Below are 26,636 nucleotides of genomic sequence, written 5' to 3' on the forward strand. Positions count from 1 at the left end.
GAAACGACCGCTTGGAGTTAGAGGCGCTTGGTCAGGAACAGGCTGAGTGGATCGGGCGCGTAGTCCCCGAACGGCGGGCACTCCTGGTAGCCGGCGGCGCGATAGAGCCCGATCGCCTCCGGCTGCCGGATTCCGGTCTCCAGGCTGATGCGCGCGATCCGCCGGTCGCGCGCGGCGTCCTCCAGCGCGTCGAGCAGGCGGCGGCCGAGCCCGTGCCCGCGCGCGTCGGCACGCACGAACATTCGCTTCATCTCGGCATGACCGGGCGCGATAGGGCGGAAGGCGATCGACCCGAGCACCTCGCCATCACGCCGCGCGACGAGGAAGACCGTATCCGGGACGGCAAGCGTCTCGACGGCGGCGAGGTGATTGCTATCAGGCGGATATAGCGCCTGCATGTGGGCGTCCGATAGATCGATCAGCTGCCGCACGTCGGGCTGCCGCGGGTCTTCGGGGGCGATGCTGATTTCAGGCTTGTGCATCTCTGGCCCAATGCAGGGTCGTCGTCGCGATTGTCGGCCGCCCTCACCGCCCCGTCAATTTGCGGGGACTGCGACCAAAAGACTTCGTGCTGCCGCAGTTCGGTCACCGAAAATTAAGGCTCGATTTAGTTTCGAGGATCATCCTTTGCGTCACCGAACACGGGTCACGCCATGCAAGACCGCGAGCCGATCAGTCCTGGGAGCATCTGGCCAACGGATGTGACGGAGGGTCATTCGCCGGCGCAGACGGCGGACCTCTGGGACGTCTCAGGCGAGAACCACGACGCCGCCCTGCTGCTGCGGGAGCCGTTCGCCGACCGGATCGGCACCGCGCTGCTGGCAGCGACCGCACTGGCCGCAAGCTTCGTGCTGGGATGGACCGGCGGCGCCAATTGGCACGATTTTGCGGCTCCCGCCCCGGTCCCGGTGGCCCAGAAGGAAGCGCCGGTCCCGCACGTTGCCGAGACCCGGCCGAGCCCAAGAAGCGAATCGAGGGGCGAGCGCCGGACCGCGTCCAACGCCGACCCCGCCGTCACCGGCAGCATTCCGAAGAACACCCCTGCCAGCCTGCGCCCGCTCGCTCTCGGCGCCGCGCCCACCACCCTGAACGCGCAGGCCGCGGCGCTCGGGACGAAGCCGCCCGTGGCGGCGGCGGAGACCCGGCCAAGCACGATTCCCGGATGGTCGGTGGTCGAAGTCCGCGACGGCACCGCCGTGCTCGAGGGGCCGGAGGGTGTCAAGATGGCCGCACGCGGCGACGTCGTCCCAGGCCTCGGCCGGGTCGATTCCATCGTGCGCTGGGGCAATCGCTGGATCGTTGCCACCGCGAGCGGATTGGTCGCAACGCCCTGAGCGCGCGTTCGACGCAGTAGCGCGATGAGTTCGTCACTTTTTTGCTTGGGCATGATCTTTTCGGAAAACCGCTTCGCACTTTTCCGGATCATGCTCTAGTTGCTGTTGATCACGAAACGCAGCGACTTGCTTCCGATGAACGTGACCTGATCACCCTGCCGCCGCCAACTCGTCATCTCTCCGAGCGCGGTGAGCAGATCCTTGTCGGCCTGCGCCCGGTCCGGCGTGCAGTTGCGGTTCTCCATCGCGCCGGGAACGAACACGATGGTGTTGCCGGCAACCGAGAACTGGCCCTTGCCGCCGTCGCACCACAGCTCGAGGATCACCTCGCCATCGTCGCCGACCTCGATCGAGGGAATCCGCTTGGAGCCCGGCATGCGCGCGGCATCGAGCGTCATCACGAAGCCGAACGGGAATTCTTCCTGGGCCTGGACCGGCCCCGCGCCAAGCGCCGCTGCAACGACCACCAACGCGGCCATGCCGCCGTTCAGAATCCGCCTCATCGACATCACGCCATTCCCAGCAATTGCGACGCCGCCCTTGTATGGGACGAGGCTGCGATTGGCCAGAATGGCGGCGCGAGAAAAAGCACTTGTAAAGCAAAATCCCCGCAGGCTCGCACCCGCGGGGATCTTCGTTTGGGCGACGCCTCGCCGCGCTATTTCAGCACCAGCGTCGTGAACGGATAGACATAGGCCTGCAAGGTCACGAACAGACCGACCAGGCACGCCAGCACGATCGAGTGCAGGAACACGTAGCGCAGGATCGATCCTTCGTGGCCGTACCAGTTGGTCGCGGTGGAGGCGACCACGATCGATTGCGCGTCGATCATCTTGCCCATCACGCCGCCCGAGGAGTTCGCCGCCGCCATCAGTATCGGCGACAGGCCAAGCTGCTCGGAGGTGATCTTCTGCAGATTGCCGAACAGCACGTTCGATGCGGTATCCGATCCGGTCAGCGCCACGCCCAGCCAGCCGAGTAAGGTGCCGAAGAACGGGTACAGCACGCCGGTCGCCGCGAAGGCGAGGCCGAGCGTGGCGTCGACGCCGGAGAGGCGGGTCAGCGTGCCGATCGCCAGCATCGCGGAGATCGTGATCAGCGAGATCGCGCAGAGACGGATGGTGCGGCCGTACTCGGCGATCAGCTTGAGCGGCGAGAAGCCCATCAGGAGGCCGGAGATGATCGCCGCGATCAGCATGCCGGTGCCGGTGAACGACAGATAGGTGAAGCTGAACACGGCGCCTTCCGGCGTCGGCTTGGCGGCTACCGGCGGCACCTTGAAGATCAGCTTGTCGAGCTCGGGCACCGCATAGTTCCAGGTGAAGTTGGCGTTCGCCCAGGTCTTGAAGGCGCCGTTGCCCCAGATCAGCATCAGGATGCAGACGATGATCCACGGCAGCAGCGCGCTCCACAATTCGCCCTGGGTCAACGGCGTCTTGTCGAGCGGCTTGGCTGCCGCCATCGTCGCCGCCGATTCATCGCGGCCGCGCAGCGCGGGCGACAGCCAGAGCTGACGCGGCTGCCAAACCTTCAGGAACAGGATCAGCGCGCCCATCGAGATCAGCGAGGCGCCGATGTCGACGATCCAGGGGTTGATGTAATTCGAGATCACGAATTGCGGGACCGCGAACGACACGCCGGTGACCAGGATGGCCGGCCAGATTTCCTTCATGCCGCGCCAGCCCGCGAACGCCCACACCACCCAGAACGGCACGATCAGCGAGAACAGCGGCAGCTGCCGGCCGACCATGGCGCCCAGGATGTAGGGGTCGAGCCCCGTGACCGAGGCAAGCCCCTGGATCGGCGTGCCGAGCGCGCCGTAGGCCACCGGGGCGGTGTTGGCGATCAGCGACAGGCCGGAGGCCGCGAGCGGCGAGAAGCCGAGCCCGATCAGCACCGCGCCGGTGATCGCGACCGGCGTGCCGAAGCCCGAAGCGCCCTCGAAGAAGGCGCCGAACGAGAACGCGATCAGGAGCAGCTGCAGGCGGCGATCCTCGGTGACGCCGCCGACCGCGCGCTTGAGCAGCTCGAACTTCCCGCATCTCACCGTGACCTGGTAGAGGAAGATGACGTTGAGCACGATCCAGCCGATCGGAAAGAATCCGGTGACGATGCCGAGGATCGATGCGCGGATCGACATGCCGGCCGGCATCGTGAACACGAAGATCGTGATCAGGTTGGTCACGATCACGGCGACGATGGCGGCGATATGCGCCTTCACCTTGCCGCTGGCGATCAGCACCAGCAGCGTGACCACGGGAATGGCGGCCGCGATCGTCGACAGCCCGGCATTGCCGAGCGGATTGTAGATTTGATTCCAGGTGCTCATCTCGGGGTCCTTCCCACATTCTTGTGCAGCGCCCCGGCCTCGGTGCAGGCTGGCGCGCTGGTGCGATTGCGGGAGTCCGTCGGAAGAATTGCAGCCCCGGCTCGCGAATGAACGATCGGTAAGGATCGCTCACATCCTCGCGAAAAATCGAAGGTCCCCCGCCCCTCGCCGTTGTCGTCATGCTAGGGTTGACTCGATCGCCGGGACAAGCCAACGCTTGCATGCCAGACCTACGACTTTAGTCGAGGACCACGCCGATTGTCCCGATTCTTCAGGCCGTTGCGGCCACTTCCCCGGAGACGATAATCTGTGAACAACATTCGCTCGACGCTCGCGACGGTGTGGCGCATCGCCTCGCCCTATTTCAACTCCGACGACAAATGGGCAGGCCGCGGACTGTTGGCCGCGGTGGTGATCATCGAGCTCGCCAGCGTGTTTCTGACCGTGCTGTTCAACCGCTGGAACAATGTTTTCTACAACGCGCTGCAGGAGCGCGATCAGGCGGTCTTCACCTATCAGATCGGCTATTTCTGCGTGCTTGCGGCGTTCTGGATCGGCCTGAAAGTCTACCAGCTCTATCTCAATCAATGGCTGCAGATCCGCTGGCGGCGCTGGATGACCACGCGTTATCTCGGCGGCTGGCTGCACGACGCCAACCCACTATCGCATGCAACTGCTCGGCGACGCCGCTGATAACCCGGACCAGCGTATCGCCGACGACACCCAGCGCTTCGTCGAACAGACCCTGACGCTCGGGATCGGACTATTGAGCGCCGTGGTGACGCTTGCTTCCTTCGTCTTCATCCTGTGGGGCCTTTCCAATCAGGCGCCGCTGCATCTGTTCGGCAAGGACCTCGCGATTCCCGGCTATCTGGTGCTGGGCGCGCTGGTCTACGCGATCCTCGGAACGGTCTTGACCCATGTGATCGGCAGGCCGCTGGTCGACCTCAACTTCCGGCAGCAGCGGTTCGAGGCCGATTTTCGCTTCAACCTGGTACGGACCCGTGAGAACGCCGAGCAGATTGCACTGCTCCACGGTGAACCGGCCGAGCGCACGCGATTGCTCGATCGCTTCGGCTTCGTGGTCGGGAACTGGCTCGACATCATGCAACGAACCAAGAAGCTGACCGCGTTCACCGCGACCTATTCGCAAGCCGCCGTGATCTTCCCCTATGTGTTGATCGCACCGGCTTATTTCGCCAACAAGATCCAGCTCGGCGGCATGATGCAGACCGCGTCCGCCTTCAGCAGCGTGCAGGATTCACTGTCCTTCTTCATCTCGGCCTACCGGACGCTGGCCGAATGGCAATCGGTGGTCGCGCGTCTCGATGGCTTCGAGAACTCGGTCCGCGGTGGCGATGCGCTCGCGCAGCGGCAGGACATCATCCACGTCAAGCCCACAGCCGGCGACACGATCGATCTCGACGATCTCCTGGTCACCCTGCCGGACGGCAAGCCGCTGCTCGCGGCTGACGGCTTCAGCCTTCGCGACAATGAACGCACCCTGGTCACCGGTCCCTCCGGCGCCGGCAAGTCCACGCTGTTCCGCGCGGTCGCCGGCATCTGGCCGTTCGGCCGCGGCGCCGTCCATATCCCCGCCAATGCCAGCCTGATGATGCTGCCGCAACGTCCCTATCTGCCGATCGGCTCGCTGCATGGCGCGGTGGTCTATCCGGGCCAGGCTGCAAGCTACGATGCGGGACGGGTCCGCGAGGTCCTCACCGCCGTCGGACTGCCGCAGCTCGCGGCGCGGCTCGAGGAAGAAGCGCACTGGAACCGGATGCTGTCGCTCGGCGAGCAGCAGCGGCTCGGCATCGCCCGGGCGCTGTTGCATGCGCCGCAATTCCTGTTCCTCGACGAGGCGACGGCCTCGCTCGACGAGCCGTCGGAGGCCGCGCTGTACCGATTGATGGCGGAGAAGCTGCCCGACACCACGGTGGTCTCGATCGGCCACCGTTCGACGCTCGACGCCTTCCACCAGCGCAACATTTCGCTGGTTCGCGACGGCGACCGCTTCACCTTGCGTGACAAGGTCGAGGCCGCCGCGTCGTAGCTGTGTGACCGGGTCGGCCGCGGCCTGCGGCTGCCCCTCGCGACGCCGGCCATAGGCGATGGCGGCCAGCCAAGCACCACCACCGGTACCCCGCAAAGCAAAAAGGGGGGCGGCAGATTGCTCTGCCGCCCCCCGATCCTCAGAAGAGGAAATTACTTTAGGTTGGACATCGCGGTCAAGTCGACCGAGAGCTTGGCGATACCGGCCGCGCCGCACCAGTTGGAGCCCGTGCCGAGCGGGTTGATCGGGGTGACGTTGGTGGTTCCGCCCGCGGTGAAGTCGCTGGTGAAGGCGCTGCAATTGCCCTTCGACAGGTCGGTGTCGGAGTAGCGCAGATCGAGCGTGAACACCTTGTAGGTGAAGCCGATGCCGATGTTCCAGGTGTTGTAGTCGGCATACTTGATGCCGTTCGGGAACGCCGGAACGCCGTAGAAGCTGTCGGAGGTGCCGAGCCACTGCCGGCCGAACTCACCCGACACATACATGCCGACGCCGCTGGTGCCGAACACGGTGCTCGGCGCAGTGTACTTGCCGATGATCGAGGAGTAGTTGCCCCAGGCGCCGGTGTTGAGGAAGTTGGGCGAGTAGTACTCGTTGATGGTGAACGCCCAGTTGTCGTTGATGGTCCAGGTCGCCTTGCCGTAGACTTCGAAGAATGAGACGTCCTTCTTCATCACGTTGCCGTTCAGCAGGGCGTTGGCTGCGCACTCCGGGCTGAGCAGCTTGCCGGCAGTGTCGGTCGGCGCGCCGAAGTAGCAGGTTCCACCCGGATACAGGTAACCCCAGACACCGATGTCGAAGGCGAAGGCGCCGAAGGTCGGACGGATACCGCCATAGACGTCGACCTCAGCCGCAGCGCGGTTGGCGAAGGAGATGCTTTCGGTCGAGGTGCCGATGTAGAGCTGCAGGTCCTTGTTGACGTTGTAGCGCGGCTCGAAATAGGCGGTGACCGACGGATTGTGGTTGGACTGGGTGACGCCGCGGAAGATGTAGTCGCTCATGATGCCGGCGCCAAAGGCGACGTCCCAGGGATCGAACGGAGCCGGCGGCGGCGCCTTGACGGCCTTCACCGCCATGTCAGCTGCCATTGCCGAGCTCGAAATCATTGCTAGCGCCGTTGCTAACAAAGCCAGTTTCTTCATGACGATCCCCATCTACTTTTCCAGACAGCCCAGCTCCGGTGGCCCCCAGGGCGCGCGATAACGGACTGCGACTAAATCGCGTGGGTTCAATCTGAAGCCCATGCACGGGACCGTGAAGCCAAAAAGACATGCATGTGCCGACTTTTTAGGCGTTCCAGCACTCTCGCCACACGTTGGTTGACGGGTGTTGCATTTGCACCACAAGACTCATGGCTCCCGCCCCGGTTGAGCGGCACGCAAAATCGGATTCGAGCAACAGTTCGACATACTGCGGTCGGTATCGACGCGAATCGCGCCTCCGCAAAACTACGGACGGCCGATACGGAAAAAGCCGCAGCGGCGTCCGCTGCGGCTTCGATCAGGTGAACCGGTGCAGGTTCGGCTAGTGGTGCTCGCTGTCGGACGTGCCCCAGCTCGGCGCCGGCTCGTGGCTCGGCGTGGCCCAGCTCGGGGCCGGCTGCGGCGCGGGCTCGGACGCCGGGGGCGCTGCAACCGGGGCAGCCGGCTTCGGCGCGGCGGCCTTCCTCGGAGCGCTCTTCTTGGCGGCCTTCTTCGCAGCCGGCTTCGCGGCCTTCTTGGGCGCGGCCTTCTTCGGAGCAGCCTTCTTCGCAGCTTTCTTAGCGGTCTTCTTGGCTGACTTCTTCGCCGATTTCTTTGCAGACTTCTTCGCGGCCTTCTTCGCAGTCTTCTTGGCCGACTTCTTCGCGGACTTCTTCTTCGCCGCTACCGCCTTCTTGGCCTTTTTGGCCTTCTTGCTTTTCTTCGCCTTCTTCGACTTCGCCATCGTGGTCCTCCTGTTGCCGCTGATTTGAGTCCACCGCGTATTGAAGTGATCGCTTGCCGGTCAGCAGTTGCACCTCGAGGAGAGGCACCTTCCACTTCGCTTGTCGGGCATGATGGCCGCGCGATCGCTTCGCGTCTGTGGCAGGGAAGCGCCGGTCCTTCAGTTTGCGTCAGGGCAAGGCTGGGGTCCGGATCATGCTCGAATGGCAGTCGATCAATTCAATCCTGGCCGGGGACCTCCTGTCGCCCAATCGAGAAGCTCAATCGTGTGCACCACAGGAACTGACGTACCGCCGGCAATCTGAACCATGCAACCAATATTGCCCGCAGCGATCATGTCCGGTTTGACAAGCGCAATATTGGCGACCTTGCGATCGCGCAATCTGCTCGCAATGTCGGGCTGGAGAATGTTGTAGGTCCCCGCCGAACCGCAACACAAATGGCTCTCGGGCACATCTTTCACCACGAATCCATTCTTGGAAAGCAATTCTTTCGGAAGTTGAGTGATTTTCTGTCCATGCTGCAACGAACAAGCCGAGTGATAGGCGACGGTGATGTCGCCTTTCTGCGTTGAAGGCGCGAGCTCGAGGCCAGCGAGATACTCGGTGATATCCTTTGCCAGCGCCGAGATTCGCTCGGCCGCTTCCGCGAATGTTTTGTCCTCGCGCAACAGGTAGCCGTTTAGTCCTTGACGACTGTCCCACAGCCCGAGGTCGTCACCAGAATGGCGTCGAGCCCGTTCTGGTCCGCTTCCCTTTGCCACACCGTGACGTTGGCCCGTGCGCGCGCCAGCGCGTCGGCGTCCTGTCCCATGTGATGGGTCAACGCGCCGCAGCATTGCTCGTCCTTGACCAGCACCACCTCGACGCCGTGCCGGGTCAGCACGTTGATCGCAGCCTGATTGATGCGTGGCGCCAGCACCTGCTGGGCGCAGCCCTGCAGCAGCGCGACCCGCCCACGCCGACGGCCGGTCGCCGCAAACACGGTTCCCGCAGCCGGGCCCGGCGGCGGCAGGCCGCGCGGCGCCAACGCCAGCATGGCCTTGATCCGCCGCAGCAGGCCCGGGCTCGCCGCACCGACCGACGGCGTTGGCAGCAGAGCTGTGAACGGACGGGCGAGCCCGGCCAGGATCATGCTGATCCGGAACAGGCCCGGCCGCGGCAGCACGAAAGCGAGCACCGACCGCAGCAGCCGCTCGGTCAGCGGCCGCTCGTAATCCCGCTCGATCCGGACCCGGGCCTGGTCGACGAGGTGCATGTAGTTCACGCCCGACGGACAGGTGGTCATGCAGGCGAGGCACGACAGGCAGCGGTCGATATGCTTGACCACGTCCGCCGTCGGCGGCTTGTCCTTCTCCAGCATCTCCTTGATCAGGTAGATGCGGCCGCGCGGGCTATCGAGTTCGTCGCCGAGCAGCACATAGGTCGGACAGGTCGCGGTACAGAAGCCGCAATGCACGCAGGCGCGCAGGATCTTGTCGGCTTCCTTGATGTCGGGATCGGCGAGCTGCGCCAGGGTAAACTCGGTCTTCATGCCCCCCCGCCTCGAATCATCCGGCCGCGGTTGAGGACCGACCTCGGATCGAAACTCGCCCGGACCCGTTCGCCGAGTGCGGCAAGCCCGGCCGGCTGCGGCTGGAACACGTCGACCGCACGGCGAACATCCTCGGTAGCGCGGATCAGGGTGGCGTGCCCGCCGACCGCCTCGACCTGGCCGCGGACCAGCGCGGCCTGCGCGTCGGCATTGGGCGGCACCGCGGCCCAGATCAGCCCGCCACCCCAATCGTAGATCACGTCGCCGCCGGTGGCGCGCGACAACGCCTGACCGAGCGCGCCGCCTGAGGCCGGCGGGCAAACGATGCGCCACACCGGCCAGGCCCCGAGCGCGCCGTTCGCCGCGAACGGCACCACGTCGCGCAGCGCACTCCAGATCAAGGCCGAGGCGTCGTCAGCCAGGCCGTCGACCGTTCCATAGGAGGAGAGTGTCTGGCTGAGCGAGGCCGCCCGGTGCGCCGCCGACGCCGAAATGCCCTCAAGCCGCACCAGCGTGACCGGCTGGCCGGAGGCTGCGAGGCCGGCGAGCGCGCCGGTCCCGGACCGCAGCGCCGAACCAGGCAAATGCGCCGCGCCCGACACGTCGAAGGGCGAGCCCAGCGCTGCCGTCATCGCCTTGTTGGCGGTGACGTCGTCGAGCCCGCGCAGCACCAGCGTCCGCTCGGCTTCCGGCTTCGGCATCACCTTGAGCGTCACTTCGGTCATGACCGCCAGCGTGCCCCAGGAACCGGTGAGCAGCTTGCAGAGATCGTAGCCGGTGACGTTCTTCACCACCCGCCCGCCGGTCTTGAAACTGTCGCCGAATCCGGACACCGCGTGCGCCCCGAGCAGATGATCCCGGGCGCCGCCGGCCTTGATGCGGCGCGGCCCGGCAAGGCCGGCGCCGATCATGCCGCCGATCGTGCCGGCTCCCCCGCTGCCGAGCAGCACGGACATGTCCATCGGCTCGAAGGCGAATTGCTGGTTCTTGGCGTCGATCAGGGATTGCACGTCGGCGAGCGGCGCGCCGGCCTGCACGGTGATGATCAGCTCGTTCGGCTCATAGGAGCTGACCGCGTTCAGCACCGAGACGTCGAGCACCGCATTGGTCGCCATCGGATGGCCGATGGCGCGTTTCGATCCATGACCAATGACCTCAAGCGGCTGCTCGCTGGCGACAGCGGCGCGCACCACTTCTTCGACGTCCTGGACGTCTCTGACTTTCAGCGTTTCCACACGCTAGTCGGTAACGAAGTTTGGCTCCGAGATCAAATGCGACGAGCCCCACCCTCGCAATGCCGACGGAATGGTCCGGGAGCGGGGCTTGCCACCCAACAAAGGTGGGAACGGCGGTCGGGCCACCCAGCTCGAGGTTTTGGCCACATCGCGCGTCCTGCGCAGGCGGAGACGTAACACTTCGACCGATGTCGAACCATTTTCACGACATCGACATTTCGACCGTCGCCTAACCGAGTGCGCAGCACGATCCACTATCTCTCGCGGGCGGTTCGGCCGGCACGACGGTTGGCGCACTTCATCTGGAGGCGATCATGAAACGTTCGGACGTCACGACCACGACGATGATGCTCACCCGACGATCGGCCATCGGCTCGTTCGCCGCGATCATGACGATCGCCGGCGTCTCGCCCTGGACCGGATCGCAAGCTCGATCGGAGCAAAGCAACGGAGGAATGCAAATGAAGCACTATGCGATGAGCACGAGAACCATCAGCGATGCGATCAACACATCAGGCCTGCTGGTCGTGGCGCAATGGGAAGCAAAGGAAGGCCAGGCCGACAAGGTCGCGGCAATCCTCGATGGCTTCCTGCCCGAGGCGCAGAAGGACCCCGGCACCAAGCTGTTCCTGATCGGCCGCGGCAAGGACAATCCGGCGCAATTCCTGTTCTACGAATTGTTCCAGGACGAAGCGGCGTTCAAGGCGCATGCGGAGAGCGCCTACTTCAAGACCTACATCGCGGAACAGGCGCTGCCGCTGCTCGCCAAGCGCGAACGGACGCAATACGTGCTGCTGTGATCGACGGCGCCGCGGGGAGGATACCAATCCTTCCCGCGCGCGCAGATCAGATCGATGCGCTGCTGTTGCCGAGCCTTGCGCGCAAGCCGACCCGCTCGGACGACCTGCGCCAGAAGCCGATGATCGAAATCCGCGACAGCGCCGCGGCCTCGAACGTCTCGACATGGCCGCGGAGCCGCAGCGCATGTTTTTCGACGAGATGCCAGGACGCGACGGCGACGCCGAAGGCAAGCGGCAGGCTGATCAGGATATTCAGATACCAGTGCTGTACCGGCGGGCCGAACGCGGCAACGCACTGCTGGATGACGAACCCATAGAGATAGAGCCCGTAGGAGTAATCGCCTGACGACACGATCCAGCTCCGCCGTGGATTCATCAGGCCGAGATAGCACACGACATAGGCGGCCGGCACCGGGGCCAACGCGTCGCCGCGTCCCGTGGCCATGCCGGCGGTGCACAGCAGCAGCGCGATCAGGCAGGCCGTGCGGTTGTACGGCACCTTGTCGCGCCAGAGGTAGAAGCCGACACCGGCAAGGAAGCAGAACACCAGAAGGTGCGGGCGAAGCTGGATCGGCACCTCCTCCCAGCGGTAGACGTCGTAGCTCACCAGCGCGACCTGAACGATCACCAGGAACACAAGGTACGCCACCCTGTTGAAGCAGATCGTGGTCACCGCGAGCAGCGCCAGGATGACGTAGCACCACAATTCATACGGCACCGTCCAGAGCTGGGCATTCACCACGTCCGGCAGCGGATTGTGCAGGAAGACGCCCGGCAGCTCGTAATGGATGTCGCCGACCATGTTGAGAAAATAGGCGTGGAATGTCGGGTCCGCGACATACTGCGCCAACGGCAGTTCGGTAAAGACCGAGCCGATGATGACGGCCGACAGCGTCGTCTCGACCGCGAGCGCGGGTCCGATCCGAAGCACGCGCAGGCCGAGGAAGGAGATCAGGCTCTTGCACCGCTGCAGGCTCGCCGTCACCAGGAAGCCGCTGAGCGCAAAGAACAGCGCGAGGATCATCGCGATGCCGATGCGGAACGAGCCCAATATTTCCAGCGCCCGGCCGAGCCCGAGCGTCACGTTCAGGCTGTGCAGGCAGATGATCGATACCGCCAGCACAATCCGCATGTAGTCGAAACCTGCGGGCCGATTGCGCGAAAGAGCCAGCTGATCAGCCAGGCTGGGCATCGATGTGCTCCCGAAGACATGCATCTTGGGAAAATACCGAGGAACAGTTGAAGGCCGTGTAAACGGTGGCCGCCCGCAATTGCAGCGACGCGCAACGGCAGCCGTCACGACCTGCCACGGCCATCGCGGCAAGCATCGGTTAAGGTTATCGGCTGGCTAGCGCGATCGATCGAAATGTACCGATCGCCCTAAAGCGCGATGAGATCAGGTTGAATCGTCATCGCGCTTTAGCTCCTTGTTTGAGCATGATCTTTTCGGAAAACCGCTTCGCGCTTTTCCGGATCATGCTTTAGAACCGCGGGATATCCGGGAAGGCCAGCTTGCCGGCGTGCACATGGACGCGGCCGAGCTCGGCGCAGCGGTGCAGCGTGGGAAACACCTTGCCGGGGTTGAGCAGACCCTCCGCATCGAAGGCGCATTTCAGCCGCTGCTGCTGGTTGAGGTCGATCTCGGTGAACATTTCCGGCATCAGGTCGCGCTTCTCGATGCCGACGCCGTGCTCGCCTGTAAGCACGCCGCCGAGCTCGACGCAGCAACGCAGGATATCGGCACCGAACGCTTCGGCTTTCTCGATCTCGCCCGGCTTGTTGGCATCGTAGAGGATCAAGGGGTGCAGATTGCCGTCGCCGGCGTGGAACACATTGGCGACGCCGAGGCCGTATTTCTCCGAGAGTTCGCGGATCCGCGCCAACGCCTTCGGCAGCGCGCCGCGCGGGATGGTGCCGTCCATGCAGAGATAGTCCGGCGAGATCCGCCCGACCGCGGGGAAAGCCGCCTTGCGACCGGCCCAGAACAGATTGCGCTCGGCCTCCGAGGTCGAGATCTGGCACGAGGTCGAGCCGCAGCCCTGCGCGATCGCCTCGACCCGCTTGATCAGCTCGTCGACCTCGACCTGGGGCCCGTCGAGCTCGATGATCAGGAGCGCCTCGACGTCGAGCGGATAGCCGGCATGGACGAAGGCTTCCGCGGCGTGGATCGCCGGCTTGTCCATCATCTCCATGCCGCCGGGGATGATGCCGGCGCCGATGATGGCGGCCACGCATTCGCCGGCCGCCTCGACCTCGGCGAAACCGACCATCAGCGCGCGCGCCGTCTCGGGCTTCTGCAAGATGCGCACCGTGATCTCGGTGATGACGCCGAGCAGCCCCTCCGAGCCGGTGATGATCCCCATCAGATCGTAGCCGGCGTTCTCGGCCGACTTGCCGCCGATGCGCAGGATCTCGCCACTCATCAGCACGATCTCGCAGCCCAGCACATTGTTGGTGGTCATGCCGTATTTCAGGCAGTGCACGCCGCCGGAATTCTCCGCGACATTGCCGCCGATCGAGCAGGCGATCTGCGACGACGGATCGGGCGCGTAGTAGAAACCGGCATGGGCGACCGCCTGGCTGATCGCAAGGTTGGTGACGCCCGGTTCGGTGACGACAACGCGGTTGTCGAAGTCGATCTCGCGAATGCGCTTGAACTTGCCGAGCCCGAGCAAGACGCCGTCGGCAAGCGGCAGCGCGCCGCCGGACAACGAGGTGCCGGAGCCGCGCGGCACCACCTTGATGCCCTGCTCCTGGCAATATTTGAGGACCTTCGCGACCTGCTCGGTGGTATCGGGCAGCACCACGACCATCGGCGGCTGCCGATAAGCGGTCAGGCCGTCGGATTCATAGGCCAGCATTTCGGCGGCACTGTCGATCACGCCCTCGCCCGGGACGATTGCGCGCAAGGCGGCAACGATTTCGGCGCGGCGGGCAAGGACGGCCTGATCGGCCGCCGGCATCATGATGGACATCGGTGTTCCCTCGGAGCGCTGTGCGCTTTGCCGATTTGTTACGACAAATCAATCAGGTCTGCACCTGTTTCAGTCACCCTGTTTCAGCCACCCGGCCGAAGGTCGGATTGCCCCGCCCCGCAATGCCGAGTTCTCTCTCGGACAAGCGGACGGCCATGAAACCTGTCAAAGTTTCGTGGCTTGTCCTGTCCAAGCCGGACATGCCACAAATCAAACGCTACCCCCCGGGACGAAACGAAGAGAACCCCATGAACCTAAAGACCTTGAGCGCGCTGGCGGTCGTCACATCGCTGGCCACCGCATCCTCCGCGCTGGCGCAGGACGCCGCCGCCGGCAAGACCTCGTTCAACAAATGCCTCGCCTGCCACGCGATCGGTGAAGGCGCCAAGAACAAGGTCGGCCCCGAGCTCAACGGCCTCGACGGCCGCCACTCCGGCACCGCGCCGGACTACAGTTATTCCGATGCCAACAAGAATTCCGGCATCACCTGGAACAAGGAAACGTTCCTCGAATACATCAAGGATCCGAAGGCCAAGATCCCTGGCACCAAGATGGCCTTCGCCGGCATCAAGAACGAGACCGAGGCCAACAATCTGTGGGCCTACGTGTCGTCGTTCGACAAGGACGGCAAGCAGAAGTAAAGCCGCTCGACACTCCCTCACAACGCCCGCAATGCGGGCGTTGTGATTTTGTACCACCGTGTGGTACAATGGGTCATCGAGGGGGCTGCGTCCGATGATCCTGAGCTTCCGGGACGAATGGCTGCGTGCTTTCTTCACGGAGGACGCGAAATCGCGAAACATCCCGTCGGATCTTGAAGACCGTTTGTTTCGCAAGCTGCAGATGCTCGATGATGCGACGACTGATCAGGACCTGCGGGTGCCGCCGAGCAATCATTTTGAGAAACTCCGAGGCAATCTTGCGGGGCTTCATTCCTTTCGCGTCAACAAGCAATGGCGCCTTGTCTTTCGGTGGTCGGGCGCGCGAGGCGAAACACAAGGCGTCTACCTCGGCGACCACAGTTACAGATGACGGAGGAGCAGGGTCATGCTGACGACCAAGCGCAAGCCCGCCACGTTGGGCGAGATTCTCAGGGAAGAATTCATGGCACCGTTGGGGCTGACCCAAGGCGCCTTGGGCCGAGGCCATGGGAGTTCAGCGCAAGCATGTCAATGAATTGTGCAATGATCGCCGGAACGTCACCGCGGCAACCGCGCTGATTCTTGCCCGCGTATTCGGCAACAGCCCGGAGTTCTGGCTGAACGTCCAGCGACGCACTGACCTTTGGCAAGCCATGAACTCGCCGAGCGAGCGGAAGCGCATCGAACGCGCGAGGCCGCTTGGAAGGGCCGCTTGATTTTGTGCGTCCGCTGCGATCAGCGCGGCAACAGATTGGTCTTGGCGAGATCGACCACCTCGTCGCCGCGGCCGCTCATCACGGCGCGCAGCACCCACAGGCTGAAGCCCTTGACCTGCTCCAGCGTGATGGTCGGCGGCATCGACAATTCCTGCGTCGCGGTCACGACGTCGAGCACGGCCGGGCCGTCATGCGCGAGCACGCCGCGGATCGCGCCCTCGAGCTCGCCGGGATCCTCCACCCTGACGCCGTGAATGCCCATGGCGCGGGCCATCGCCGCGAAATCGGGATTCTTCAGATCGACGCCGGTCTCGATGAAGCCGGCGGCCTTCATCTCCAGCGCGACGAAGCCGAGTACGCTGTTATTGAAGATCACGACCTTCACCGGCAGCTTGGCCTGCGTCAGCGTGATCAAATCGCCCATCAGCATCGCAAAGCCGCCGTCGCCGGACATCGACACCACCTGACGCCCCGGCTGCGCCGCCTGTGCGCCGATCGCATGCGCCATCGCGTTGGCCATCGAGCCGTGCACCCAGGAGCCGACCAGACGGCGGCGGCCATTAATTTTCAAATAGCGCGCAGCCCAGATCGTCGGCGTGCCGACGTCGGCGGTGAACACCGCATCCTCGGTCGCCTGCTCGCTGAGCAGGCGCGCCAGATATTGCGGATGGATCGGCTTTTGCCCCGGCTTGCCGCGGGCAAGATCGTCGAGTCCGGCGCGGGCGTCCTTGTAGTGCGCAAGGCTGGCGTCGAGAAACTTGCGCTCGGTCTTGACCGTGAGCTTCGGCAACAGCGCGGCGATGGTCTCGCCGACGTCGCCGACGATGCCGAGATCGAGCTTGCAGCGGCGGCCGAGATTTTCCGGGCGGAGATCGACCTGGGCGATGCTGATGCCGGTCGGGAAGAACTGCTTGTAGGGAAAGTCGGTGCCCAGCATCAGCAGCACGTCGCAGCCGTGCATCGCGGCATAGCCCGAGGAGAAGCCGATGAAGCCGGTCATGCCGACATCGTAGGGATTGTCGTACTCGACATATTCCTTGCCGCCGAGCGCATGCACGATCGGGCTCTTCAGCGTCTCGGCGAGCTTGATCAGGCCGTCATGCGCGCCGGCGCAGCCGCGGCCGCAGAACAGCGTGACGCGCTTTGCGCCATTGAGCAGCGCGGCCAGCGCGTTCAATTCGGCCTCGGCCGGACGCACCACCGGCACGGGCGGCAGCAGGCCGGCATTCGGTGCGATGTCGCGCTTCGGCGCCGGCCGCATCGCAACGTCGCCCGGCAGCACCAAGACGGCCACGCCGCGCTTGCCGACCGCGGCGCGGATCGCATTCTCCAGCATGTAGGGCAGCTGCGCCGGATCCGATACCAGCTCGCAATAATGGCTGCATTCGCGGAACAGGTCCTGCGGATGGGTCTCCTGGAAATAGCCGCCGCCGATCTCGGCTGACGGAATCTGTGCTGCGATCGCCAGCACCGGCGTGCGGCTGCGATGCGCGTCGAACAGGCCGTTGATGAGATGGAGATTGCCCGGGCCGCAGGAGCCCGCGCACACCGCAAGGTCGCCCGTGATCTGGGATTCGGCCGCGGCGGCGAAGGCCGCCACCTCCTCGTGGCGCACATGCAGCCAGTCGATCGTGCCGCGCTTGCGCAGCGCCTCGGTCAAGCCGTTGAGACTGTCGCCGACGACACCGTAGATGCGCTTCACGCCGGCCTGGGCGAGGGTTTCAGCGATGAGGTCGGCGATGCTGTCGATCCGCATGGGGCTTGTCCTTTGGATGTTATCTGTCGAGCCACGCAGCCGCATGATGTTCGGCAGGCTGCAACCGCGCAAGCCTCACCGGATCACAGATTCGCGGGCGCAATCTTGTCCGCTGTTGCTGCCGGTTGGACCAACCGGTCGGCCATCGCCTCGATCTCGGACGCCACGAGATCGGACGCCGCATACTGCACCATGTGGCCGACACCCGGCAGCACGATGAGCCTGGCGTTCGGCGCTGACGCTGCAAGCGGCCGCGAATGGATTCCGGTCGAGACCGTCTTGTCGACATCGCCCGAAATGATGGACACCGGCGCCTTGATCTCCGCATAGCGCGGCGCCTGTTCGACCACGGCGGCCTTCAGCGTGACGAGGTCGCGCGCATTGGCGATGAATTCGCGCGGGCGCAGCAAGAGCAATGTCTCGCTGTCGCGGACGAAATCGGCCGGCATCGGCTGCGGCGCAAACACCCCGCGCGCGCCCGAATTGGCGACGAGGCAACCGAGCGGCAGCGTGACTGTGTGCGCCAGCAACGGTCCGATCAAAGGCGTCGAGATCACATCATTGTAGCGGCCGGCGCCGCCGCGCCAGGGATAGGCGACGGGCGCGAGCAGCGCGAGGCCCGCCACGCGATCCGGATGATCTAGTGCCATGCGCAGGGCAAGCGCGCCGGCCCAGGAATGCGCCACAACGATCGCCCGGTCGATAGCGAGCCTGGTCAGCACTTCCGCGAGCATCCGGCCCTGGATCGCCGGCGTCGAATCCGCGACGCGCGCGCGCGTGCTCCAGCCATGGCCCGGCCGGTCGATCAGGATCACCCGGCGCGTTTTGGCAATGCGGTCGCTGAGCGGCTGCATTGCCCGCAGGTTGGAGCTTGCGCCATGTAGCAGCACGACCGGCGCCCCCGCGGCATCGCGCGGGCCGAGCTCGACGACATGCAGCCGCGCGCCGGATACCTCGATCATTCGCCCCTGCGGCGGAAAGGCGCGCTGGATCAGCTGGACGCCGATTTGCGTCGCCAAGGCCAGTGCCAGCCCTGCGGCCGCCAGTGCGATGATCGCGATTAACATCGAGGGGGTCCGAAGGGTCTTGGGTAGTTGAAGCGTCTTGGGCACCCGAAAATTACGACGAAGGCGAAGCCAGGTTTCGCGTGGATTTGCCCGCAGCCCTGGGATGCCCTTGTTCGGAAAGCCAATTTTCGGTTGTCCGGTTCGCGCCTCGGGGCGCAGTTGTCCACAATCCGCCCAGCCTGTGGATAGCGGGTTCATCCCACCGTCATTAGTAATTCCATAGATTGCCGGTGGCAATTTCGCCATCAGAGGCGAGGCTTCATCGAAACCGGGACGCTACCGGGATCCTTCTTGGCTTGTGCACTGTATCCACAGGAACCTGCGTCCGCACGACGAGTTCAACGGGAAGTAATCGGAGGAGTACCATGATTTCCGACCCTAGCGATGCGGCCATCGATCAGATCGTGGCAAGCTGCAATGGTGACCTGCGTGGCGCCCTGAAGGCACTGTTGCTCGTGAATGAGCACCTGGAGGCGGAGCTTCAGCAATTCTATGCTGCTGTCGCCCAGGACAGCGCATCCCGCGGCAAGTTCCTGCACTAGTCTCCTGTACCGGACCGTATCGCGAGCAAGCATCAAGCTCGCGCGCAACGTGTCCCCTCGCGTCAATCGCACGCAATCAGATGTCGCGGCCTTCGACCTTCTCGGTCAGCTGCTTGACGATCTGCGGCACCTTCTCGAGATAGGGATCGACAGCCAGCGCCTTGCGGAAGGCGTCCAGCGCGCGCTTGTCGTCGCCCATGTCCTGCATGATCATGCCGACACCCGCCAGCGCGCCGAAATGGCGGGGCTCACGGGTCAACACCTGCTGCAGGTCTCCCAGCGAACGGACGTAGTCGTTCTTGAGATAATAGATCGTCGCGCGCCGGTTCCAGGCCTCGACATAGTCGGGCCGGAGCTTGATCACCGCGTCCAGAAGCTTCAGCGCCACATCGATATTCTGCGCATCGAGCGCAGCCTTGGCGCGCACCATCAATAGCGCCGCGGTATCGCTCGGGGTTTGCAGCCACAGCGCCCAGATCCGCGCCTCGACGTGGCGGGCGCTGTCCTCATCGGGCGCAGCCTTCAGCGCGCCGAACAGGAAATCCAGCCCGCGGGTACGGTCGGCCGGAACCTTCGGCAGCTTGGTCGGGGCTTCGGGCAGTTTCTTCTGGGCCTTCGGCGGCGGGACCACCCGCGGGTCGTCCTGCGCGGCGGCGGCGACAGGCATGGCCAAGACCGGCACGGCAAGCAGCGCGGCGATCAGGATCGCCAGCCGGCGGTTGCCAGGTCCAAGGAAGTTGAATCCCATGGCCCGAAGTCTAGACGCACAACGCCGCGCTGCAAAGCAGCACGGCGTCAAAGACCTGTGAAAGAGATGTGTTGGGATCGGCGCAATCGGCCGACCCGCGCCGGATCAACCCTGGCGCGCCTTGAAGCGGCGCTGGACCTTGTTGATCACATAGACGCGGCCCTTGCGGCGGACCAGACGGTTGTTGCGATGGCGGCCGCGCAGCGACTTCAGCGAGTTACGGACCTTCATGGGACAATCCTGTTACTTCGAAAGGCCCGTGTTGGAGGCCGTACCTGATTAATGCCAATGGATGGCAAAATGGGATTATCCCGACAAGCGGCCGACCGCGCGGGACGGCCGGGTTCTAAGCCATCGGACCGTTGAATGTCAACCGAGATGGGCCGATTTTCGGCCATACCGCGGCCTGGAACCGGTGTCGGTCACCCTGCCACGCCATTGAGATCACATCAGAAACGGCGACCGTCGCGATATCCGACGCCAAGCCCCGATCCCGTCGCGGCGCCCTGACGGTGGATTCATGGCCAGCGAATCGTGCTCGCACGCCGCGCTCGCGCCCACCCAAGGACCACTCGCGGCCGAACCGAGCCCGCTTCGCCATCGCGTCCCATCAACTCAGACCGCTTGCGGAAATTGTTATATCATATAATTATTTTCCATCACCAACAAACACGCCGCCGGGGAAGCCGAATGTCCAAGCTCAAACTGCCCGACATCGAAAAGGTCACAGCAATCGATATCCACACCCATGCCGAGGAGCCGTGCGGCATGCATGGCGACGACGGCTATGACGATTTCCAGGCGCAGATGGCCGACTATTTCAAGTCGCCGCACAAGCATCCGCCGACCGTGCCGGAGACCGCGGCCTATTACCGCGCCAAGAACATCGCCGCGGTGATCTTCCCGGTGGACGCCGAGCGCGAGACCGGTTTCCGCCGCTACAAGAATGAGGAGATGCTGGAGATCGCCTCCGACCATCTCGACGTTCTGATCCCGTTCGTCTCGATCGACCCGCACAAGGGCAAGCTCGGCGTCCGTGAGGCGCGCAAGCTGATCGAGGACTACGGCGTGCGCGGCTTCAAATTCCATCCGACCATGCAGGGCTTCTACGCCAACGACCGCATGGCCTATCCGCTCTATGAGGCGATCAACGAGGGCGGCGCGATCGCGCTGTTCCATACCGGCCAGACCGGCGTCGGCTCGGGCATGCCGGGCGGCATGGGGATGCGGCTGAAATACTCCAACCCGATGTACATGGACGATGTCGCGGCCGATTTTCCCGACCTCAAGATCATCCTCGCGCATCCCTCCTTCCCCTGGCAGGAAGAGGCGCTGTCGGTCGCGACCCACAAGCCGAATGTCTATATCGACCTGTCCGGCTGGTCGCCGAAATATTTCCCGCCGATCCTGGTGCGCTACATCAACTCGATTTTGCAGGACAAGATGCTGTTCGGCTCGGACTGGCCGGTCATCACGCCGGACCGCTGGCTCGCCGACTTCGCCAAGCTCGATATCCGCGAGGAGATCCGGCCCAAAGTCCTGAAGGCCAACGCGCGCAAGATTTTGGGGATCTAAGGGAGTATCGTCGGCCGCACGCTTGCGGGGCGGCCGATGACGAACCGGGCCGGACTTGCCACCCTCCTCGCCGTGCTCCTGGTCGGGAGCGCGGACGGCAAGCCTGCGGCAGCAGCCGAAGCGCCCTCTGTGCTGGTCGAGTTCGAAAGCCCGCTCAACAACGCGCAGCCACTGCAGGGCCTGTTGCGGCGGCCGGAGCGACCGGGTCTCTTGCCCGCCGTGGTGTTGCTGCATGGCTGCAGCGGGCAGTGGCGAGAACTCGACGAGCGCTGGGGCAAACGGCTCGCGGCCTGGGGCTATGTCACGCTCACCGTGGACCGGTTCGGCCCGCGTGGCATCAGCAACACCTGCACCGGCGATGTCCCTGCCGCAACGGTTCACGACGCCTACCGCGCGCTGAGCTTCCTGAGCCGACAATCCATGGTCGATCCGACACGCATTGCGGTGATCGGCTTTTCGCAAGGCGGATGGCTCGCATTGTTCTCTGTCGAGCATGGCGCGATCGAGGTCAACGCGACGGAAAAGTTTCGCGCCGCCGTCGCCTTCTATCCGCGCTGCCTCGGCATCAAGGGCAACATGACCGTGCCGACCCTGATCATCGTCGGCGAACTCGACGACTGGACGCCGGCGCAAGAGTGCCGGAACCTCGCGGAAGGCCGCGACGATGACGGCATCTCGCGGCAGCAGGGCCTTGGTTATCCGATCGAGCTGATCGTCTATCCCGGCGCCCATCACGATTTTGACGTGCCGCAATATCGCACACCGGGGCGGCTGCTCAGTCATCACCTCGAATTCAACGAGCAGGCTCGGGATCAGTCCATCGACGCACTCAGGAAATTCCTGTATGCGACGATCGGCGGGCAAGAGAGACCACAATGACAATCAAAGCGATCGTCTTCGACGCCTACGGCACGCTCTACGATGTCCAGTCAGTGGCCGAAATCACCGAGGATGCATTCCCCGGTTATGGCGACATCATCACCCAGGTCTGGCGCATCAAGCAGCTCGAATACTCCTGGCTGCGCACGCTGATGCGGCGCTACCAGGATTTCGCCACAGCGACCCGCGATTCCCTCGCCTACACGCTGCGCGCTGCCTTGGCCTGCAATATGACGAAGCGACCTTTGGGCGCATCATCGACAAGTATCAGCATCTTGCGCTGTATCCGGATGCCGTCGCCGCGCTCGAGGCGATGAAAGACAAGAAGCTCGCGATCCTCTCCAACGGCAGCCCTGACATGCTGAACGCGCTGGTGCTCAATTCGGGGCTCGACCGCCTGCTCGATGCGACCATCAGCGTCGATGCCCACAAGGTGTTCAAGCCGGCGCCCGAGGCCTACACGCTGATCGAGGAGGTGCTGAACGTGCCGCCCGCGGAGGTGCTGTTCATCTCCTCCAATCCGTGGGACGCCTGCGGCGCCAAGGCGTTTGGACTCAATGTCGCCTGGATCGAGCGGGTGACGCCGGAGGCGATGGCGCTGGCCTGCATCGAGAGCGAGACGGTCGCCCCATTGACGATGTTTTGGGCGTTGCGTACCCAGATGGACGAACTCGGCATGGTGCCCGATCATCGGATCCACGGCCTCTCCGAACTTCCTGCCCTGGTGTCTGCCAGATCCTGACTAGCAAGGTCCTGAACAGTATGAGCCTCGAGTCCGTCCGCGCCTTCTTCGCCGAGAAGGCGCCAGATATCTCCGTGATCGAATCCGCTGTGAGCTCTGCGACCGTCGCGCTGGCGGCGGAGGCCTATGGCGTCGAGCCGGCACGGATCGCCAAGACGCTGAGCCTGCGGGTCGGCGATCGCGTCGTGCTGATCGTTGCCGCCGGGACGTCGCGGATGGACAACAAGAAGGTGAAGGCGGCCTTCGGCGGCAAGCCGAAGATGCTGGGCCTCGACGAGGTTGCCGACATCACCGGCCACGAGGTCGGCGGCGTCTGCCCGTTCGGCCTGAAGGCGCCGCTGCCGGTGTATTGCGATGTGTCGCTGAAAGCATTCGACGTCGTGGTGCCGGCCGCAGGCTCGACCCACAGCGCGGTGCGCATCACGCCCGACCGGATGGCCGAGCTGACCGCGGCCAAATGGGTCGACGTCTGCGAAGTCAGGTCTCAGACAGAAGTCAGTGCGTAGAGCTTCGGGTCTGATTGAATCAGAACCGAAGCTCGAGAATCTTGTTTTGACGCGTTTTCTTCACGCGAACCGGTGTCCACTTCGCTCGAAAACGCTCTAGACACTAATCCTCATCATCGTCGGGCCGCGGCGGCGCAACCGGGGCCGGCTGCATCTGCTGCGGCGCGTGCGGCCGCTGCATCGTCTGCGGCTGCGGTGCGCGCCCCTGCGTTTGTGCCTGTTGTTGCGCATTCGACTCGAACACCGAACGGCAGGAACTGCCAAGCAGCGCCGTGTTCTGCCGCAGGCAGGCGACGATCCGGTTGGTGTCGGGAATCTGATCGCTGCACAGCCGCATCACGTCAGGCGTGCACGCCATCTGCTGTTCCCAGGTGCCGCGATACTCCTGCGATAACGCAGGCGCCGCGGCGCCAAGGCCGCCGATCGCGATCGCTAAGCTCAGGACAATCCGCTCCGTCTGCATGGCCCAGTGCCTTTATTCAATGAGAGTTCGATTTCATCCGCGCACGCGGGTTCCGCGCGGCGACTTGCTTCAAAAATGGCAAATGAATGCGGCCAAGGATCGTTCGCGCAGACAACAAAATGTGAAGGCCAATAAGCCCAAGTTCCCGTCCGCATGATGCAGGAGCGGGACGCTGAACTTTAGCTCCCGCGTGTCGCAGCCGATGCGCTTCACCTCGCCCCGCGTGCGGAGAGAGGGAGCGCAGTGCCGTCGCGGTCGACCTAATCTCGGTATGCTTTAGTGCTTGCGCCCCGCCTTGCGCGTCTTTCCAACCGACCGCTTCCTGGCCGCACCGCGTTTGGTCGCGGTCTTCTTGCTGGCGGCCGCGCGGCGGACTGGCGCGGCCGCAGCCGGACGCTTGCGCGCCACGGCCTTCTTGACCGCTTTCCTCGCCGAATTCTTGGCCGCTTTCTTGGCTGCCTTCTTCGCGGCTTGCGGGCGCGCGCGCCGTGCCGTCGACGCGCTCCGGCGACGTGCTCCACCTCCCCCGACGGGAACGATGTGGTCGTCCGCATCGAGTGTGAGCTGCTGGAGCGGATATGCAGGAAGGAAGCTCGGATCGTTGTAGAGCTTGCTCAAACTGCCTTGGTCGAACTTGCCGCCCTGCCCGCGGTCCTCGCCGGCACCGGCGCGCCAGGCTGCCTCCCAGACCCGGGCCAGCGTCTTGGCGCCGTCCTGCATGCAGGCCGCCGTCGCATCCTTCAGCTTCGACCACAGCACGTCGACCTGGCCGCTTCCCATATGCGAGTTGAACAAATTGACGATCGTCATCGGCGGCAGCCGCTTCACGGTTCGCTGCATCAGCGCGACCACGGCGACCGCAGCATCGCGCCCGGTCGGCGTGCCGCCTGCAACGATCTCCGCGACGTCGCTGGTCCGGGCGTCGGGGATCATCTTGATGAGATCCTTGCCGTGACGGCCGATCATCGTGGTCTCGTACACGCTGTGCACCTTGGCATGCGCTTTGTCGTTCGGATCGAGGCCATGGTGGAATTGCGAGATGTGCAGCGGCTGGCAGGCATCGCCGATGTAATGCGCGACGATCCCCGCGGCACAGACGAATTCCAGCTTCTTGTTGGCGGCGGCATATTCGACCATCTGGTCGAAGATCTGCCAGACCCGGAACGGCAACGCGCCGCGGCGGTCCTCGCCGATCCCTTCGTAATAGTCGTTCCAGACTTTCGGATCGACGTTGCGCGTCGACTCGGCGCAAAGATCCAGCAGCGTCTTGCCGTCCTTGCCCGGCTTGTCCATGTCGGCGAAATGGTTGCTCTCGTCGGTGTGCCTGGTGAAGCGCCAGACCAGATCGGCGACGTCGGCCAGCGGCGCGAATGCGCCGCGCTGATATGGCTTGAGGTCGGCAAGCAGCTTGTCGTCGAGGCCGATATTGTCGGAATTGGCGTCCATCATGGCCGAGAGCTTGGGAAGCTTCGCATCGATCAGGCCGGTCGCATAGGCGCCGATCTTGACGTGTCCCCATTCGCCCCAATACTCGGTGTGGCCGGCGTTCCAGTCGCCGATCAGCTCGACATCGAGCTCGCGGCACAGCGTCGCCATGCAGATGCCGAGCGCGACCTGCATCGGAATCTTGCCGCCCGATCCGAACAATTCCTGGCCGCCCCATTCCAGCGCCAGGGGACTGAGGATGCGCGCGCCGCCGGCATTCCTCTTCGCGTCCGGATCGTCGAGAAACCAGACCGTGCCGGATCGCCGGGATAGTTGTTGAGCGGCGTGTCGCCGTCGCGCGGACCGATCACGAAATCGCTGACATATTCCATGCCGCCGACGGTCTTGTAGCGATAGAACAGGCCGATGATCTTGCCCTTCATCAATCCGCTGGTCGCACCGAAGGCGATCAACGGCTGGTTGATGATCTCGAGGCGGAAGGTGCCGACATTGAGATCGACGACGTCGCCGACCTGTCCGACGCCGTAGACCTGCGCGGTCCAACCCTTGACGTCGTCGACGCGGATCAATCCGGCATCGAGATTGGCGACCACGCGCGCGCCGGGCCAGCCGGGATAGACGTCGCTGAAGGCGCGCTTGCCGAGTTGCAGCGCATCGCTGACGCCGAGACGGCGCTCCGTGTTCTTGAAGCCGGCGAAGATCTCGCGCCCGGCCGCGCCGACGACGTGGCGGTTGGAGAGTGCAAACACGGTCTCGCCATTGGTGACGAGACAGCCGATCGAACCGCGATGGATCTTGCCCTGGATCATGGTCTGGACCGGAAAGCCGCCGCCAACCAGATCGCTCTTGAACACCGGCGGATCGACGACGCCGGGGCTGCCCTCGTTCGGATCGACCTTGACGACGCAGGTGGGCACGACGCGCCCGTCAGGCAGATACAGGAACGGAGGCACCAGCTGGTCCTGCTTCTCCGGATGGTTCTTCAGCTCGGAGCGCTTCATCCAGTCCCGCACGAAGACGAGGATGCAGGGCCACGACCAGTCCTTGACCGACGAATTGAACAGCGTGCGCGGTCCGAGCGCCTGCGGCTTGGAATGGTGCCGCCGCTCGGTCGCGTTGCGGTCGCTGTCCCGGATCAGATAGCGGCCGATCGCCGTGGCGTAGACCGACTGCAGATGGGCCAGATGCACGTGATAGGCCTCGCGGGCATCGAGCAGATCCTTCACCGACAATGACGTGAAATCGTGCTTGGTCAGATCCATCATCTGGTTCCTCCGAAAATCCGCTTTGCGGCAACAGGTTCAGGACGCAGAAATAGACGATCGCGGAAGCCCACGATCATGGGTTAGCTCACACAACTTATACAATTTA

At 64.2% G+C, this 26,636-nt stretch carries 23 protein-coding genes and 4 pseudogenes; 11 read left to right on the top strand and 16 right to left on the bottom strand.

Translation table 11 applies throughout. The annotated features are described in order from the left end of the window. Positions 1-17 precede the first annotated feature (17 nt). A complete protein-coding gene (locus ACVWW1_RS24125) occupies positions 18-482 on the bottom strand; it encodes a GNAT family N-acetyltransferase (protein ID WP_456657662.1) in 465 nt (154 codons plus the stop codon). A gap of 219 nt (positions 483-701) precedes the next feature. On the opposite strand from ACVWW1_RS24125, the gene ACVWW1_RS24130 reads away from it, so the two are divergent. Next, the gene (locus ACVWW1_RS24130) at positions 702-1,334 is read left to right on the top strand and encodes a hypothetical protein (protein ID WP_456657663.1); all 633 of its coding nucleotides are present in this window, start codon (positions 702-704) and stop codon (positions 1,332-1,334) included. A 95-nt stretch (positions 1,335-1,429) separates the two neighbouring features. On the opposite strand, the gene ACVWW1_RS24135 is transcribed toward ACVWW1_RS24130, so the two are convergent. After that, on the bottom strand, positions 1,430-1,813 hold the full coding sequence (locus ACVWW1_RS24135) for an META domain-containing protein (protein WP_456660663.1): 384 nt from the start codon (positions 1,811-1,813) through the stop codon (positions 1,430-1,432). Between the two features lie 179 nt (positions 1,814-1,992). Next, positions 1,993-3,663, bottom strand: a complete 1,671-nt coding sequence (locus ACVWW1_RS24140) for an L-lactate permease (RefSeq protein ID WP_176529229.1) — start codon at positions 3,661-3,663, stop codon at positions 1,993-1,995. 309 nt (positions 3,664-3,972) lie between these two features. On the opposite strand from ACVWW1_RS24140, the pseudogene ACVWW1_RS24145 reads away from it, so the two are divergent. Further along, positions 3,973-5,716 (top strand): annotated as a pseudogene (locus tag ACVWW1_RS24145) (ABC transporter ATP-binding protein/permease). A gap of 152 nt (positions 5,717-5,868) precedes the next feature. On the opposite strand, the gene ACVWW1_RS24150 reads toward ACVWW1_RS24145, so the two are convergent. The 4 genes and pseudogenes from ACVWW1_RS24150 to ACVWW1_RS24165 all read right to left on the bottom strand — a co-directional run bounded on the left by ACVWW1_RS24150 (position 5,869) and on the right by ACVWW1_RS24165 (position 10,409). Further along, on the bottom strand, positions 5,869-6,858 hold the full coding sequence (locus ACVWW1_RS24150; RefSeq protein ID WP_456657664.1) for a TorF family putative porin: 990 nt from the start codon (positions 6,856-6,858) through the stop codon (positions 5,869-5,871). Between the two features lie 382 nt (positions 6,859-7,240). Continuing rightward, positions 7,241-7,642: a histone gene (locus tag ACVWW1_RS24155; RefSeq protein WP_456657665.1), complete on the bottom strand. Its 402-nt coding sequence runs from the start codon at positions 7,640-7,642 to the stop codon at positions 7,241-7,243. Between the two features lie 213 nt (positions 7,643-7,855). After that, a pseudogene (glcF, locus tag ACVWW1_RS24160) lies at positions 7,856-9,174 on the bottom strand (glycolate oxidase subunit GlcF). Beyond that, positions 9,171-10,409, bottom strand: a complete 1,239-nt coding sequence (locus ACVWW1_RS24165) for an FAD-binding protein (protein ID WP_456657666.1) — start codon at positions 10,407-10,409, stop codon at positions 9,171-9,173. Before ACVWW1_RS24165 ends, glcF begins: the two are co-directional and overlap by 4 nt. A 314-nt stretch (positions 10,410-10,723) precedes the next feature. Between ACVWW1_RS24165 and ACVWW1_RS24170 the strand changes: the two genes are divergently transcribed. Continuing rightward, entirely contained in the window at positions 10,724-11,209 is a 486-nt protein-coding gene (locus ACVWW1_RS24170; protein ID WP_224924592.1) for a putative quinol monooxygenase, read from the top strand. A 46-nt stretch (positions 11,210-11,255) separates the two neighbouring features. Here the strand turns inward: ACVWW1_RS24170 and ACVWW1_RS24175 are convergent, their stop codons facing one another. Both ACVWW1_RS24175 and ACVWW1_RS24180 read right to left on the bottom strand, forming a co-directional pair. After that, the gene (locus ACVWW1_RS24175; RefSeq protein ID WP_456657667.1) at positions 11,256-12,401 is read right to left on the bottom strand and encodes an acyltransferase family protein; all 1,146 of its coding nucleotides are present in this window, start codon (positions 12,399-12,401) and stop codon (positions 11,256-11,258) included. 289 nt (positions 12,402-12,690) lie between these two features. Further along, a complete protein-coding gene (locus ACVWW1_RS24180; RefSeq protein ID WP_176529223.1) occupies positions 12,691-14,184 on the bottom strand; it encodes an FAD-linked oxidase C-terminal domain-containing protein in 1,494 nt (497 codons plus the stop codon). Positions 14,185-14,432: 248 nt separating this feature from the next. Here ACVWW1_RS24180 and cycA point away from each other — a divergent pair, with 248 nt between their 5' ends. From cycA to ACVWW1_RS24195, 3 genes and pseudogenes are all read left to right on the top strand, one after another. Continuing rightward, positions 14,433-14,825 carry a cytochrome c-550 CycA gene (gene cycA, locus ACVWW1_RS24185; RefSeq protein ID WP_092124037.1) on the top strand — a complete coding sequence of 131 codons (393 nt, stop codon included), beginning with the start codon at positions 14,433-14,435 and terminating at the stop codon, positions 14,823-14,825. Between the two features lie 94 nt (positions 14,826-14,919). Continuing rightward, positions 14,920-15,216: a type II toxin-antitoxin system RelE/ParE family toxin gene (locus tag ACVWW1_RS24190; RefSeq protein ID WP_456657668.1), complete on the top strand. Its 297-nt coding sequence runs from the start codon at positions 14,920-14,922 to the stop codon at positions 15,214-15,216. 15 nt (positions 15,217-15,231) lie between these two features. Then, a pseudogene (locus ACVWW1_RS24195) lies at positions 15,232-15,541 on the top strand (HigA family addiction module antitoxin). Positions 15,542-15,560: 19 nt separating this feature from the next. Here ACVWW1_RS24195 and poxB read toward each other — a convergent pair. After that, positions 15,561-17,297 carry a ubiquinone-dependent pyruvate dehydrogenase gene (poxB, locus tag ACVWW1_RS24200; protein WP_456657669.1) on the bottom strand — a complete coding sequence of 579 codons (1,737 nt, stop codon included), beginning with the start codon at positions 17,295-17,297 and terminating at the stop codon, positions 15,561-15,563. 83 nt (positions 17,298-17,380) lie between these two features. After that, positions 17,381-18,364, bottom strand: coding sequence for an alpha/beta fold hydrolase (locus ACVWW1_RS24205; protein WP_456657670.1), 984 nt, complete (start codon positions 18,362-18,364; stop codon positions 17,381-17,383). A gap of 365 nt (positions 18,365-18,729) precedes the next feature. On the opposite strand from ACVWW1_RS24205, the gene ACVWW1_RS24210 reads away from it, so the two are divergent. Next, positions 18,730-18,906 (top strand): hypothetical protein, encoded by a 177-nt coding sequence (locus ACVWW1_RS24210; RefSeq protein WP_167351865.1) that lies wholly within the window; start codon positions 18,730-18,732, stop codon positions 18,904-18,906. 76 nt (positions 18,907-18,982) lie between these two features. Here ACVWW1_RS24210 and ACVWW1_RS24215 read toward each other — a convergent pair whose 3' ends face one another. Then, positions 18,983-19,654: a tetratricopeptide repeat protein gene (locus ACVWW1_RS24215; RefSeq protein WP_371821749.1), complete on the bottom strand. Its 672-nt coding sequence runs from the start codon at positions 19,652-19,654 to the stop codon at positions 18,983-18,985. Positions 19,655-19,759: 105 nt separating this feature from the next. Next, positions 19,760-19,885, bottom strand: coding sequence for a type B 50S ribosomal protein L36 (gene ykgO, locus ACVWW1_RS24220; RefSeq protein ID WP_002718645.1), 126 nt, complete (start codon positions 19,883-19,885; stop codon positions 19,760-19,762). Positions 19,886-20,344: 459 nt separating this feature from the next. On the opposite strand from ykgO, the gene ACVWW1_RS24225 reads away from it, so the two are divergent. The 4 genes and pseudogenes from ACVWW1_RS24225 (at position 20,345) to ACVWW1_RS24240 (ending at position 23,356) form a co-directional block, all read left to right on the top strand. Next, positions 20,345-21,229, top strand: a complete 885-nt coding sequence (locus ACVWW1_RS24225; protein WP_207832824.1) for an amidohydrolase family protein — start codon at positions 20,345-20,347, stop codon at positions 21,227-21,229. 36 nt (positions 21,230-21,265) lie between these two features. After that, positions 21,266-22,108, top strand: a complete 843-nt coding sequence (locus tag ACVWW1_RS24230; protein ID WP_456657671.1) for a dienelactone hydrolase family protein — start codon at positions 21,266-21,268, stop codon at positions 22,106-22,108. Further along, a pseudogene (locus ACVWW1_RS24235) lies at positions 22,105-22,850 on the top strand (haloacid dehalogenase type II). The gene ACVWW1_RS24230 and the pseudogene ACVWW1_RS24235 overlap by 4 nt, the downstream one beginning before the upstream one ends. A 20-nt stretch (positions 22,851-22,870) precedes the next feature. Beyond that, entirely contained in the window at positions 22,871-23,356 is a 486-nt protein-coding gene (locus ACVWW1_RS24240) for a YbaK/EbsC family protein (RefSeq protein ID WP_456657672.1), read from the top strand. A 103-nt stretch (positions 23,357-23,459) separates the two neighbouring features. On the opposite strand, the gene ACVWW1_RS24245 is transcribed toward ACVWW1_RS24240, so the two are convergent. From ACVWW1_RS24245 to ACVWW1_RS24255, 3 genes are all read right to left on the bottom strand, one after another. Next, positions 23,460-23,819, bottom strand: coding sequence for a hypothetical protein (locus ACVWW1_RS24245; RefSeq protein WP_456657673.1), 360 nt, complete (start codon positions 23,817-23,819; stop codon positions 23,460-23,462). A gap of 276 nt (positions 23,820-24,095) precedes the next feature. Beyond that, complete coding sequence (locus tag ACVWW1_RS24250) at positions 24,096-25,439, bottom strand: hypothetical protein (RefSeq protein WP_456657674.1); 1,344 nt, start codon at positions 25,437-25,439, stop codon at positions 24,096-24,098. Then, positions 25,379-26,527 carry a Nal1-like putative serine protease gene (locus ACVWW1_RS24255; protein WP_456657675.1) on the bottom strand — a complete coding sequence of 383 codons (1,149 nt, stop codon included), beginning with the start codon at positions 26,525-26,527 and terminating at the stop codon, positions 25,379-25,381. The genes ACVWW1_RS24250 and ACVWW1_RS24255 overlap by 61 nt, the downstream gene beginning before the upstream one ends. Positions 26,528-26,636: the final 109 nt, after the last annotated feature.

The sequence above is a fragment of the Bradyrhizobium sp. JR3.5 genome (assembly GCF_054057015.1).